This is a genomic window from Gemmatimonadaceae bacterium (genome assembly GCA_036273715.1).
Taxonomy (GTDB): Bacteria; Gemmatimonadota; Gemmatimonadetes; order Gemmatimonadales; family Gemmatimonadaceae; genus JADGGM01.
Window position 1 is genome coordinate 13,754 of sequence record DASUHB010000068.1, and the last position, 12,786, is coordinate 26,539.

The following is a 12,786-nucleotide window of genomic DNA, read 5'->3' on the forward strand; positions in this document are numbered from 1 at the left end:
ATACCCCGGATCGGTCCCGTCCGCCCGAGCCAGAGAGCGATAACTCCATCACCGGCCACCGCCACGGACCGCGCGAGACATGAGCCGCCTTTAATTGCTCGCGATCTCAAGGCACTCCTACGGCTCACGATACTCCTCGATGTCAGCACAGACACCAATGCATACGAAGTCCCATTGAACTTTACGAGGAGTCCACGTCCATGTCCCGCCCGAACTCTCCACTCGTTGGTCCTGCGCCCCGCGCATTCGCCGTCGGCTGCATGGCGCTGTTGGCCGGCGCGTGCTCGAGTTCCTCGAGCCCCGTGGCGCCCGATCAGCAGCGCGCGCCCAAAGCCCCGGCCGTCGCCGATTTCGTCTACGCCTCCGATGCGTCCGGCACCCCGCAGATCTATTGGAACCACGACGGCACGAACACGCGCCTCACGTTCGACAATTCCACGGACAACAATCCGAAGAGCGCGGCGGGCAAGCTCGTGTTCACGTCCTACCGCGACAACGATGCCGAAATCTACATCTCGGGCCTGGATGGTTCTGCCCAAACGCGCCTGACGAACAGCGCGGGCCTCGATGATGAAGCGGCGATCGATCCCTCGGGCACGCGCATCGTCTTCACCAGCGCCCGCGGCGGCGTGATCCGCATCTTCACCATGGATATCACGGGCGCGAACCAGACGGCGCTCACCACGGGCTCGGAGTCGTGGGTCCCGGAGCGTGCTCCGGTGTGGAGTCCCGATGGTTCGCAGATCGCCTTCGTCTCGACGCGTTCGAACCTGCCGCAAGTGTACGTCGTGCCGGCTGCGGGCGGACAGGCAGTGCAGCTCACGCATGAGGCGGGCGGCGCGGTGGATCCCGCGTGGTCGGCCGACGGTTCACAGATCGTGTTCGTGTCCGCGACCGGTACACCGTACCTCCGCGAGGTGACGCTGGCAACGGGTTCGACCATGGACTTCGCCTCGGCAGACGCCGCGCTCGGACAGCCGTCGTGCAACGCGTCGATGTGCCTGGCAGTGAATGGCGCGTACGGCGGCAAGGGCAGCCTCGTCTCGATGGGCACGATGGGCGGTTCGCTCTCGCCTGTGTCCACCGGTAAGAAGGGCAGCGTGACCAGCCCGTCCTTCGTCCTGCCCTGACGATGAGCGCAGCACTGGCTCCGGCACTTCGGATCTCCGGCCCGGTTCGGCGTGTGGATTCCGGAGTGCCATTGCGAGAGGACGAGCGCCGCGCCACGCGCGTGCTGATCGTCGATGATGAAGAAGCGATCTGCAACGCGCTCCGCCGGTTCCTCACGATCCGCGGATTTCAGGTCGAGACGGCGACGTCGGCAGCCGCCGCGCTCGATCAGTTAGGCAGACAGCCGTTCACCATCATGCTGAGCGACATTCGCATGCCCGGCATGTCGGGGTTGGAGCTGGTGCCGCACGCGCTGCAGGCGTGTCCCGACTTGGCGATCGTGATGCTCACCGCGGTCAGCGACGCGGCCACGGCAACCGACGCGCTCGGAAGCGGCGCGATGGATTACCTCACCAAGCCGGTCGATTTGCCGGACCTGGAGCACGCTATCGAGAAGGTGCGCCGCAAGCGCGAGCTGATGCTGCATCAGCGCCAGGTGGACCAGCTGGTGCGCGACGAGGTCGCGAGCCGCACGGCTGAGCTCGAGCGCGAACAGGAAGCGCTGCGCACGCTCACGGTGACGGTGACGGAAACGTTGATCAACGCCATGGAAGCGAAAGACCGCTATCTGCGTGGTCGCTCGCACCGCGTGGGCGAGCTCGCCGCGTCGATCGCCGACGAGATGGGTCTCTCGGAGGACACCATCGAGGCAGTGCGGTTGGCGGGACGGCTGATGGACATCGGACGGATCGGCATCCGCGAAGAAGTGCTGTCCAAGCCGGGGAAATTGACGCCCGATGAATACACGCACGTCCGCGCTCACGTCCGCGTGAGCATGGAAATTCTGGCGCCGCTCAAGCACCTGGGCGTGGTGCTCGACTACATCCACGACCACCACGAGCACTACGACGGCGCGGGGTATCCGCGCGGGTTGAAGGGCGAGGCGATATCGTTAGGCGGGCGGATCCTCTGCGCCGCGGACGCCTTCGATGCCGTGACGGTGGGACGCGCGCATCAGAAGCCGCTGTCGCCGGATCACGCGATCGCCTACCTCAAGCAGCACGTGCGGACGCTGCTCGATCCGTTCGTGTACGAGGCGTTGCGCGCCGTCGTCAGCCGCGGCAAGTCGCTTCGATTCATTCCGCCCGCGGCGGTCGGACGCTAGCCGCGTAGATCCACCATACGCCGGCCACGAGCACGGCGGCGGGCACCAGTAGTACCGCATGCGCCAGTCCGACGCGGCTGGAAAGCGAGCCGATGAGGTACGGCGAGGGCACGTCGCCGAGAATGTGAATCGTGAAGATCGACGCCGCCATCGCCGATGCGCGCATCGCCGCCGGCACGGCGTCGACGATCGCGGAGTTGATGGGCCCCGTCGACATGAAGATGAGCACCTCGGCGGCGGCCAGCGCCGGCCAGTACACCGCATGGTCGGCCGACGACAGCGCCACGTACGCCAGGGGCGCCGCGAGCAGCGTCGTGACGCCCGACACCATCAGATTTGCGTTAGGCATCCGGCGGTGCAGCGCGTCGGCCAGCCAGCCGCCCGCGAACGTTCCGGCGAAGCCCGTCGCCACGAGCACCGCGCCGAGCGTCACCGACGCGCTCTGGCTGCTCAGATGGCGTTCGCGCACCAGAAACGTCGGCATCCACGCCGCGATGCCGCCCGTGGCGAACGTGTACGCGGCGTAGCCGAACACCGTGTGCCGGTATTCGCGGATGCGCGCGACGTCGAGATACGCCGCGAATCCGCGAGACCGTGTGGCAGCGCCAAAAGCACCCACATGGTCCTGCGCGCCGCGCGGCGGATCGAGAAGGCCGAGCGCGATCAGCGCGAGCAGCAGTCCTGGTGCGCCGGCGACGAAAAACGCGGAGCGCCAACCAAAGTGTGCGTCCATCGCGCCGCCCACCACGTAGCCGAGCGCCGAGCCGACGGGAATGGCCATGTACATCACGGCGAACACGCGCGAGCGCTGGTGATCGGGGAAGTAGTCGGCGAGCAGCGCCGGCGCGATGCTCCCGTACGCCGCCTCGCCGATGCCCACCGCGGCGCGAGCCCCGAGCAGCCACCCGTAGCTGGATGCCAGGCCGCCGAGCATGGTCGCGACGCTCCACAGCCCGACGCCTAACGCAATCAGCCGCGGACGCGGGCCCCGGTCGCCTAACACGCCGAACGCCGGCGCCGTCGCCATGTAAACCAGGATGAAAGCGCTGGCCAGTGCGCCGAACTGTGGATCGGTGACGTGCAGCGTCGAGGTCCTTAGACTCTCGCCCAGCGGCGGGACGACGTTCCGGTCCAGATAATTGAGCAGATTGATGCACGTGAGCACCGCCAGGCCGAACCACGCCGCGCGGCGCGTGACGGCACTGGACCTCGAAGACTCGACGGCGAGTGTCACGATCGATGCAGTGCGGGAGCGCGTGAGGACGGGGTGTCGCGCCCACCGGCGCGGCGCGCGCTAAGCTAAACGCCTCGGCCTTGACGCGCGAGGCTCGCGCCATCGACCTTTGCGTTCCCGGTTCGCGGAGCGAGTGCAGTGGGCGCGATGTACGACGTGATCATCATTGGCGCGGGACACAACGGTCTCGTCACAGCGGCGTATCTGGCGCGCGCGGGACGGCGTGTGCTCGTGCTCGAGCGGCGCGACATCGTGGGCGGCGCGTGCGTGACCGAAGAAGTATGGCCCGGCTACAAAGTCTCGACCGCCGCCTACGTGAACAGCCTGTTGCGTCCCGAGATCATTCGCGACCTGCGCCTCGCCGACTACGGCTTTGCGATGCTGCCCCGCGATCCATCGTCGTTCACGCCGTTTCCCGATGGACGCTCGCTGCTCCTCGGACCCGACCGCGCGATGACGCAGCGCGAGATCGCGAAATTCTCCGAGCACGATGCCGAGGCCTATCCCGCGTACGAAGCGATGCTCGAGCGCGTGGCGGATCTCATCGAGCCCACGCTCATGCAACCGCCGCCGGCGCCGTGGTCCGACCGCCCGCGCGATCTCCTCGCCCTGGTCAAGCTCGCATGGAATTTTCGCGGGCTCGGCGCGGATGCGTCGCGCGCGATAGAGATTCTCACGGCGGACGCCCGGACGGTGCTGGACCGCTGGTTCGAGTCCGAGCAGCTCAAGGCAACGCTGGCCACAGATGCGATCATCGGCGCATTTGCGTCGCCATCGATGGCGGGCACCGCCTACGTGCTGTTCCACCACGTCATGGGCGAGTGCAACGGCGTGCGCGGCGTGTGGGGCTACGTGCGCGGCGGCATGGGCGGCATCACGCAAGCGCTCGCGAGCTCGGCTCGTGCGTTAGGCGCGGAGATCCGGCTCGATTCGCCGGTGTCGCGCATCGTGGTGCGCGACGGACGCGCGCGCTCGGTGGTGCTCGAGGACGGAAGGGAATTCCTCGCCCACCAGATCGCATCGAACGCCGATCCGAACGTCACGTTTCTCAGGCTGATGGATCCGCGCGATCTGCCCGAGGACTTTCTGCGGGCCGTGGGCCAGATCGATTACCGCAGCGCGTCGCTCAAGATCAACGTCGCGCTGTCGGAGCTGCCGGACTTCACGGCGCTTCCCTCGAGCGGCGCGGCCGCAGGCCCGCAGCACCGCGGCACCATCCACATCTCGCCGACGCTCGAGTACATGGAGCGCGCGTACGACGACGCAAAGTACGCTCGCCCGTCCGCGTCGCCCATCCTCGAGTGTACCATCCCGTCCGCCGTCGACCCGAGCGTTGCGCCGGCGGGCAAGCACCTGATGACGATGTTCATTCAGTACGCACCGTACGCGCTGCGCGACGGCACCTGGGACGATCGCAAGGAGCAGTTCGCCGACCGCTGCTTCGACATCCTCAACGAGTACGCGCCCAACTTCAAGCGCTCGGTCATCGCGCGGCAAGTGCTCACGCCGTTGGATCTCGAGCGCCGCTTCGCGCTCACCGGCGGCAACATCTTCCAGGGCGCGATGACGTTCCCGCAGCTTTTCTTCCTGCGCCCGCTCGCCGGCTACGCCGACTACCGGACGCCGGTGGAGAATCTGTATCTCTGCGGCGCCGCGACGCACCCCGGCGGCGGGGTCATGGGCGCGTGCGGCTACAACGCCGCGCGCGAGATGCTGCGCGACGCCTAACGGAACTCAGCCGGCGAGGCTCCGGCGGACCTCGGCGTCGAACGCGGCCGAGAGGCTCTCGCGCGCCGAATACGGCCCCGGCGTGTACGCCGACGACGATACGCCTAACTGACTCAACTCGCACACGCGCCAGTCCTGCGCGTTGGTCATGTCCCAGAAGGCGACGGCATCGTCGGCATCGAACGACGGATCGCCGAACGACGCCGGATTGAACAACCACTCGCACGTGATGTGCGTCAGGTCGGCCGCCCGCGGCCACATCGTGTGCGCCATCGCGTAGTCCGGGTGCAGGCTGAGCAGCATGTTCGGGAAAATCGAGTAGTAATACACGCGCTGCAGGTCGTCGCCCGGCAGATCGCCCACCGGCACACCACACGCGCGTCCGCTCATGCTCATGCTGCCGCCCGGCTGCGTGATCACCATGAAGCCGCCGAGGAACGGTCCATCGTAGAGATCGTTCTCGCCGCTGTTCGCCGGCGTAAGGCGGACGAGCGCGGGATGTACCGGCGAACAGTGATAGCACTCGGAATAGTTCTGGTGGATGAGCTTCCAGTTCGCGCGCACGTCGTACTCGATGCGGCGCGCCGGCTCGAGCGTCGGGAGACGAAAGCGCTCGAACCGCGAGATCAGCGGTGCGAATGCACTGGCGAACGGTTCCGGGTCGCGGTCGAGATTGATGAACACCCAGCCTTCCCACTCCGCCGCCGCAACGGCGTGCAACGGCCAGTCGCGACGGTCGAACCCCTCGGTGCCGCTCATGTGCGGCGCGCCGGTCAACGTGCCGTCCAGCGCGTACGTCCACGCGTGATACGGGCACTGGATGCCCGACGCGAAGTGTCCCTTCGTGTCCGCGCACAGGCGCGTCCCGCGATGCCGGCACACGTTGTGGAATGCCCGCACGGCGCCCTCACTGTCGCGCGTGATGATCACGCTCTCAGTGCCAATCGTGCGCACCACATAGTCGCCCGGGTTGATGACGTCGGATGCCCGACACGCCGAGAGCCACCGCTTGTGGAAAATGCGATCCAGCTCCAGCGCGTAGGTGACAGGCGACGTGTACCATGACGCGGGCGGTGTCCGTGCGCCCTGCGTCGGAATCTCGGTCGCTCGCAAGAACGTGCTCACCTGCGTCCTCCTTCACCGACGGGTCACGCTCCAATGTGGGGCGTCCTCCGTCGCCGCGGCAACCGGTAGTGCGCGACAGTCGCACGCGCTAGACTATGGCTTGCCTACCCTGCCCTTGTTCCGCGCACCACGCACACATGCCCGTTACGGACATCACGATTCTCCTTTTTCTGGGGGCGCTCGCCGCCGGATTGTTGGGCGCGCTCACAGGACTCGGCGGCGGCGCGATCATCGTTCCGCTGCTCACGATTCTCTTCCATGTCGACATTCGCTACGCCATCGGCACGTCGCTCGTGTCGGTGATTGCCACGTCGTCAGGCGCGGCGGCGGCGTACGTCAAAGAAGGATACAGCAACATTCGCGTCGGCATGCTGCTCGAGATCGCGACGACCATTGGCGCCGTGACCGGAGCCTACATCGCCGGCCTCGTGTCGCCGACTGCCGTCGCCGTGATTTTCGGCGTCGTGCTCCTCCACACCGCATGGACATCGACGCGCCCGCGGGTCGATCACATCGCTGGTGGTCCGTCGGATCCGATCGCACTGCGCTTCCGACTCGACTCGACGTATCCGACGCCGGAGGGCCCGCAGCATTATCAAGTGCAGCGCGTGCCGCTCGGGTTCGGCCTCATGTACATCGCCGGCGTGCTCTCGGGATTGTTGGGCATCGGCTCGGGCGTCGTGAAAGTGTTGGCCATGGATCGCGCGATGCACCTGCCCTTCAAGGTGTCCACGACGACGAGCAACTTCATGATCGGCGTGACGGCAGCGGCGAGCGCGGGCATTTACCTGCACCGCGGGTACATCGTGCCCGGCCTGGCGTTCCCGGTCATGCTTGGCGTCCTCGCCGGGGCGTTAGTCGGCGCACGCATGTTACCGCACCTGCACACACAAAAATTGCGCGTCGTGTTCAGCGTGCTCGTGGCCGCGCTTGCCGTCGAGCTGCTGCTCAACGCGTTCACGGGAAAGATCTGAGATGAGCGTCCCGCATACCGTCGTCACCGGGCACACGCAGGCCGACGACCGTACCGAGCAGATCGTGGGCACCGTTTTGCGGTTCGGCGTACTCATCGCAGCGGCGGTGACGCTCGTCGGCGGCGTGCTGTACCTCATGCAGGCCGGCGGGACGCATCCCGATTATCACACGTTCCGCGGACAGGTGTCGCCGCTCCGATCGCTGGCGGCCGTGGCGCACGGCGTTGCCGCCGGCAGCGCCGAGGCGATCGTGCAGGCGGGGGTCGTGCTGCTGATTGCGACGCCGATCGCGCGGGTCGCGCTCACGCTGGTGGCATTCGCGATGCGCAAGGACCGGTTGTACGCGGTGATCAGCGCAATCGTGCTGGCGCTGCTCGCGTATGGATTGTTAGGCGGCTGATCGGACGGCGTGGGAGGGTTCGCCGGCCGGCGACGTGTGACGGCCGCGGCCGGCGCAGGGTCGGGCGGACTCGCCGTGGCTTGAGCGATGGCCGTGCGTGCGCCATCGTTGTGGACCGCGCGGCCCGGGTGGCGGCATCCTGGTCAGAGTCGGGCGCGCCCGGCCGTACAGCGATAGCTTTCCTGGTGTGCTCGTCTCTCCGCAGTCGAGGCTCGAGGGATTGAACCGATACGTGCGACGATCGTGATCGCGTCCCGCCCTGGGTTCGCGAAGCCGAAGAGCCGGCCGCTCGTGCGGCGCAGGTTGACAATGGTCGCGCAGATGACGGCGACCGCCGTGATCGCCGCCGCGTCCGGCTGTCTGCCGCTGATCGGCGCGCGACCACTGGTCCCGGGTGCGCTCAAGCCCGGCGACTCGTATCACACGATCACCGTCGGCGCGGCCGCGCGGACGTACCTGCTCCACCTGCCTCCCGACTATGGGCGCAAGGGCGACCGGCCGCTGCCCATCGTGATCGTGCTACACGGCAGCGGGACCAATGGCAGTTGGCTGGCGCAGCAATCCGAATTGAACGACGCTGCCGACGATCATCACTACGCCGTGGCGTATCCGGACGGCAGCGGGACGCTGGGCGTCGAGTTTCTCGACTGGCCCACGGGCGACACGACGGCCGACGGGCGCGCCACGGTGTTGGGCAACGTCCATTTCATTTCGGCGTTGATCAAATCGCTGGCGCGAGTGCCGGCGCTCGACCCGACGCACGTGTATCTGGCGGGCGTGTCCAACGGCGGGATCATGACGTACACGCTCGCGTGCGACATCGCCGACAAGCTTTCCGGCTTCGCGGTGATCGCCGGTGAGATGCCCGACTCGGCGTGCGCAACGACGAGGCCGTTGCCGGTGATGGTCGTCCACGGCACGGCCGATGATGTGATTCCGTACGACAACCATGGCGAGCGCGTGCCCGGTGCGCCGGTGTCGTACTTGTCGGCGCCGGAGGCCGTGGCGTTCTGGGCGCATCACGATGGATGCTCGGCGCCGGTCAAGCGGTCGAAGAGCGGGCACGTGATCAAGGAAGTGTACGCCGAATGCACCAATGGCACGGTTGTGGTGTTCTATACGGTAGTCGGCGGGGAGCACGAGTGGCCTGGCGGCAGGCGGAGCTGGCTGTTCGGACACCTGCCGACGCGCGAGCTGTACGCATCGCCGACGATGCTCGATTTCTTCTCGCGGTACGGTGTGGCCGCGGAGCGAGGTGTCGTCAATGAGGGCAGCGAAGGGCGGGGACGGCGGTATCGTTAGGCGGAACCCGCGCCGCCGGCTGCGGCGGCTGATGGCGTGCGCCACGGCGATGGCGCTGATTCCCCTCGCTGCCGGCGCCGGTCCGCAGGGAGCGACGATCACGTCGGTGTCGGTCCTCACGTCCACCTGGATGAAGATGACCGTGGCCATCACCTACTCCGAGCCGGCGTCGACGGACACGTTGCGGCTCGATCTCGAGTGGCGGCGTCTCAACGGACGCGTGCTGCGATTCACGGCGGCGAGCGCGCGTATGGCGCCGGGGAGCGGCCAGATCGAGCTCGAGACGACGTATCACGGCGTGCTGCCGCCGCCGACGCCGATGGTGATGCACCTGGCCGTCGCCGCGCCCAACGGAACCGTCCTCATGCAACGCGATTGCGAGATGACGCTGGTGACGGCGCAGGGCAAAGACGCGTGGGCGGGCGATCTGGTGACGAAGAACGCGAACGCGTTGGCCTGGCGCGTACGTTCGTGCAAGTGACCGCGGCCGGCGCGGCGCTGGCCGTCTCGTTAGGCATCGGATGCGCCGCGGCGCCGCTGGCGGCGCAGGCCCGGGACACGGCGCGCGCGCCGGCGCGGCCGATGTTCACCCGGCACGACGCGGCCATCGCATCGGCGCTCGTCGCCGGGGCGGTGGCGCTCATGCCGGCGGACGACTGGCTGCGCGGCCGCGTCGAGCAGCGCGGCGTTCAATCGAGCGCATCGGCCCACGCCATCGCGAACGACTTCTCCCTGTTAGGCGATCCCGGCACCGTGCTGCTGACCGTCGGCACGTATGCCGTCGGGCGCATCGCCGGCAATCACACCGTCACCGACGTCGGCCTCCATGCCGCGGAGGCGCTGGTCTCGAGCGCGATCGCAACGGAGCTCGTCAAGGGCGTGGCCGGTCGCAACCGGCCGTACCTGCGCCGGGCCGATGGCGATGACTTTTTGGTCTTCGGCGGGTTCACCGGCGGCGGCTTCACCTCGTTCCCATCGGGCCACACGAGCGCGGCCTTTTCGCTCGCCGCCGTGGTCGACGAGGAAGGCGCGGTACACTGGCCGCACGCCGCGCGCTTCGTGACTCCGGCGACGTACGGCCTCGCGACGCTGGTTGGCTTGTCGCGCATTTACAAGGACCGCCACTGGGTGAGCGACGTCGCGGTGGGTGCGCTCCTCGGCGAGTACAGCGGCCTCATCGTGGAGCGGTACAACCGGCGTCATCCGCACAATGCGCTCGAACGGTGGCTCGTGCCGTCAGCGCTGGTGCCCGAGCACGACACGGGCGCGCACGGCGGGACCGGGCTCATGGTCGAGTGGTCGTTCCGATAGCGCCGACGCGGCTAACGCGAGAACCGGCGAGCGGGACGGCGGCAAGAGAATTGCTTCGGCAGGTGGGCGCTCGGGGTCCGGCACGGCAGCGTGGGGCTCCTTCGCCGGCGAGTGATGCACATCGGATCACGTCTTGGAGGAACGCCATGCGTAGCAATGCGATCGCCGTCCTTGCCAGTGCGGGAGCTCTCGTCGCGCTGGCAGCGTGCGGAAGCAGCTCGAGCACCGGTAACAACCAGAATCCTCACCCGGTCAATCACAACGTCACCATCTCCAACAGCGGCTTCACGCCCGACACGGTGACCAGCGCAGTTGGCGATACCGTGACGTGGACCGCCACCGACGCGGTGCACGCGATCAGCTTCATCGCCTCGCTGTCACCCGATTCCTTGCAGGGGAGCGGTCCGATCGGCGTTGGTCAGTCGAAGTTCACCGTGTTTCTCAAGAACGGGACATATACGTATCTTGACGACTCGGTGAAGGCCGACACGGGCGTCGTCATCGTGCAGTAAGGTGTCGCGCCGGCGCTGCGTTGGGCGGTGCCGGCTTACTTGTCGAGATAGGCCTGAAACGAGAGCCGGAGCAGCGACAGTCCCGCGCGCTGCTCCGGCTCTCCGGCATCGCCGTAGCGCTCGGTGACGCGCCGGGCGAGCGCGTCGTACACGAGACTGCCGCGCGCATCGGCGACGCCGAAACCATCGAGGAAGGAATAGTAGGCAAACGACGTTGCGCCGGGCGCGAGGACGTCGTGGCCGAAGTGATACTGCACGTGACCGAGGCCCAGTTGGGCGAGCAGCGTGGGCGCGAGATCCGTTTGTGCGCCGAAGCGCGTGATGACGGTATCGCGGCGCGTGAGCGCGCCGCCCAGCCAGAGCATCGGAATGCGCTGCCGCGAGTCGGCCTGCGTCCCGTTGGGCAGGAGGAGGTGCGGCAGCGGATGCCCGTGGTCGGCGACGATCACGACCAACGTGCTGTCCCACCACGGCTGGGCGCGCGCGGCGCGAACGAAGGCGCCGACGCTGCGATCCGCGTACACCTGTGAGTTGAGGAACTTCGCGCGCTGGTCGTGGCCCGGGAACACGGGCGCCATCGGCACCTCGAACGGCTCGTGGCTGCTCAGTGTGAACAGCGCCGAGAAGAACGGGCGCCGCATCGACGGCACGTCGCGCAGCAACCGGCCTAACACATACTGGTCGTGCGCGCCCCATTTCGAGTTGCGTTCGTCGCGCGGGAACGCGCGCTCGCCCACCAATGTATCGAAGCGTCCGTTGAGCAGATACGACTTGATGTTCGCAAACGCGAGCTCGCCGCCGTAGTAGAACGATGTCGCGTACCCCGCATCGCCCAGATCCCGGCTCAACATGGGAAGTTTGGCGGCGCGATTCGGCGTATTCATCACCTGGACGTGCGGCAGGGGCGGAAAGCCGCTCAGGATGGCGACGAGCCCCTTGGCGCTTCGGTCTCCCGAGGCGTAGAAGTGGTCGAAGAAGACGCCGTCGCGGACGAGCGAGTCCAGGTTCGGCGTGACGCCGGGCACGCCGCCTAACGGAGCCACGACCTTGGCCGTGAGACTCTCCCAGATGATGAGAATGATGTTGGGCCGGCGGATCCGGAGCAGCGCGGGCGGCGTGGCCGCCGGATCCGCGAGCAGGCTGTCCACGACGCGGCGCGCGGTGGCCGCGTCGATGGTCGTGTACGGATTCGCGCGGCCCAACGCATTCTCGGTGGTCAGCGAGTGCGCGACGTTCCACGGCACGTTGAGCGCGGCCTGGTTCGCGAATTCGTTGCTCGAGAAGTACACGCTGCTCTGATTGAGCGGCGTCCACTGCACGCCGCCGCGAATCGGCACGATGAGGAGAGCCCCGAGCACGAGGGCTGCGGCCGCGGCTCCGGTCGTGGTCGGGCGCGCGTCCAATCGGCGCGCGACGAGCCGGCGATACGCGACGATGCAAAGCGCGCCGAAGACGAGCGCGACTATGGCGCAGAGGACCACCGGGCCGGACTCTGCCGACGCATACGCTTCCACCGGGGTCCGCAAGTAGGTGAGAGGCGTTGCGTCCAGCCGCACGCCCCACGCATCGTAAATACCGAGGTCGGCCGCCGTGAACAGCGTGACCACGACGACCAGGGCATAGGTATATGTGGTGAGTGCCGCCCGAACCACACTCGGCCGCACGACGCGGCCAAGGATGATGAGCAGTGATGGCACTATCGTCGCGTACGCAGCAGCAGAAAGGTCCATGCGCGCGCCGTTGAGGAACACCCGGCCGATGGTGCCGATGCCCAACTGCGCGGCAGCGTGATGTTCGTAGACGATGAAGATGCCCCGCGCGACGAGGAACGCGGCCGTCCAGAACAGCAGATAGGAAACGAGAAACAGCACGCGATCGGCGACGACGGATCGCGCGGCCGGCTGGGGATGGAAGTGCACGCCGAA

At 67.4% G+C, this 12,786-nt stretch carries 12 protein-coding genes; 9 read left to right on the forward strand and 3 right to left on the reverse strand.

Annotated features, from left to right (window positions below; translation table 11 throughout):
* Nucleotides 1-200 precede the first annotated feature (200 nt).
* The gene (locus tag VFW04_15745; GenBank protein ID HEX5180783.1) at nucleotides 201-1,130 is read left to right on the forward strand and encodes a hypothetical protein; all 930 of its coding nucleotides are present in this window, start codon (nucleotides 201-203) and stop codon (nucleotides 1,128-1,130) included.
* A gap of 65 nt (nucleotides 1,131-1,195) precedes the next feature.
* On the forward strand, nucleotides 1,196-2,275 hold the full coding sequence (locus tag VFW04_15750; GenBank protein ID HEX5180784.1) for an HD domain-containing phosphohydrolase: 1,080 nt from the start codon (nucleotides 1,196-1,198) through the stop codon (nucleotides 2,273-2,275).
* On the opposite strand, the gene VFW04_15755 is transcribed toward VFW04_15750, so the two are convergent.
* Nucleotides 2,247-3,509: an MFS transporter gene (locus VFW04_15755; protein ID HEX5180785.1), complete on the reverse strand. Its 1,263-nt coding sequence runs from the start codon at nucleotides 3,507-3,509 to the stop codon at nucleotides 2,247-2,249. The two genes, VFW04_15750 and VFW04_15755, sit on opposite strands and share 29 nt — an antisense overlap.
* Before the next feature lie 147 nt (nucleotides 3,510-3,656).
* On the opposite strand from VFW04_15755, the gene VFW04_15760 reads away from it, so the two are divergent.
* Nucleotides 3,657-5,237 carry an NAD(P)/FAD-dependent oxidoreductase gene (locus VFW04_15760; protein HEX5180786.1) on the forward strand — a complete coding sequence of 527 codons (1,581 nt, stop codon included), beginning with the start codon at nucleotides 3,657-3,659 and terminating at the stop codon, nucleotides 5,235-5,237.
* A 6-nt stretch (nucleotides 5,238-5,243) separates the two neighbouring features.
* Here VFW04_15760 and VFW04_15765 read toward each other — a convergent pair whose 3' ends face one another.
* Nucleotides 5,244-6,362 (reverse strand): aromatic ring-hydroxylating dioxygenase subunit alpha, encoded by a 1,119-nt coding sequence (locus tag VFW04_15765; GenBank protein HEX5180787.1) that lies wholly within the window; start codon nucleotides 6,360-6,362, stop codon nucleotides 5,244-5,246.
* A gap of 137 nt (nucleotides 6,363-6,499) precedes the next feature.
* Between VFW04_15765 and VFW04_15770 the strand changes: the two genes are divergently transcribed.
* From VFW04_15770 to VFW04_15795, 6 genes are all read left to right on the forward strand, one after another.
* Nucleotides 6,500-7,336 carry a sulfite exporter TauE/SafE family protein gene (locus tag VFW04_15770; GenBank protein HEX5180788.1) on the forward strand — a complete coding sequence of 279 codons (837 nt, stop codon included), beginning with the start codon at nucleotides 6,500-6,502 and terminating at the stop codon, nucleotides 7,334-7,336.
* 1 nt (nucleotide 7,337) lies between these two features.
* Nucleotides 7,338-7,736, forward strand: a complete 399-nt coding sequence (locus tag VFW04_15775; GenBank protein ID HEX5180789.1) for a DUF1634 domain-containing protein — start codon at nucleotides 7,338-7,340, stop codon at nucleotides 7,734-7,736.
* Nucleotides 7,737-7,979: 243 nt separating this feature from the next.
* On the forward strand, nucleotides 7,980-9,038 hold the full coding sequence (locus tag VFW04_15780; protein ID HEX5180790.1) for a PHB depolymerase family esterase: 1,059 nt from the start codon (nucleotides 7,980-7,982) through the stop codon (nucleotides 9,036-9,038).
* Complete coding sequence (locus VFW04_15785; GenBank protein HEX5180791.1) at nucleotides 9,001-9,519, forward strand: hypothetical protein; 519 nt, start codon at nucleotides 9,001-9,003, stop codon at nucleotides 9,517-9,519. Before VFW04_15780 ends, VFW04_15785 begins: the two co-directional genes overlap by 38 nt.
* Nucleotides 9,510-10,349, forward strand: a complete 840-nt coding sequence (locus VFW04_15790) for a phosphatase PAP2 family protein (protein HEX5180792.1) — start codon at nucleotides 9,510-9,512, stop codon at nucleotides 10,347-10,349. The genes VFW04_15785 and VFW04_15790 overlap by 10 nt, the downstream gene beginning before the upstream one ends.
* A gap of 146 nt (nucleotides 10,350-10,495) precedes the next feature.
* Nucleotides 10,496-10,861, forward strand: coding sequence for a hypothetical protein (locus VFW04_15795; GenBank protein ID HEX5180793.1), 366 nt, complete (start codon nucleotides 10,496-10,498; stop codon nucleotides 10,859-10,861).
* A gap of 35 nt (nucleotides 10,862-10,896) precedes the next feature.
* On the opposite strand, the gene VFW04_15800 is transcribed toward VFW04_15795, so the two are convergent.
* Nucleotides 10,897-12,780 carry an LTA synthase family protein gene (locus VFW04_15800; GenBank protein ID HEX5180794.1) on the reverse strand — a complete coding sequence of 628 codons (1,884 nt, stop codon included), beginning with the start codon at nucleotides 12,778-12,780 and terminating at the stop codon, nucleotides 10,897-10,899.
* Nucleotides 12,781-12,786: the final 6 nt, after the last annotated feature.

Excerpts from the sequence above, each read along its gene's own strand:
- VFW04_15745 (HEX5180783.1), top strand. The coding sequence starts at position 201 with ATGTCCCGCCCGAACTCTCCACTCGTTGGTCCTGCGCCCCGCGCATTC.
- VFW04_15775 (HEX5180789.1), top strand. The coding sequence starts at position 7,338 with ATGAGCGTCCCGCATACCGTCGTCACCGGGCACACGCAGGCCGACGAC.
- VFW04_15795 (HEX5180793.1), top strand. The coding sequence starts at position 10,496 with ATGCGTAGCAATGCGATCGCCGTCCTTGCCAGTGCGGGAGCTCTCGTC.
- VFW04_15770 (HEX5180788.1), top strand. The coding sequence starts at position 6,500 with ATGCCCGTTACGGACATCACGATTCTCCTTTTTCTGGGGGCGCTCGCC.
- VFW04_15785 (HEX5180791.1), top strand. The coding sequence starts at position 9,001 with ATGAGGGCAGCGAAGGGCGGGGACGGCGGTATCGTTAGGCGGAACCCG.
- VFW04_15760 (HEX5180786.1), top strand. The coding sequence starts at position 3,657 with ATGTACGACGTGATCATCATTGGCGCGGGACACAACGGTCTCGTCACA.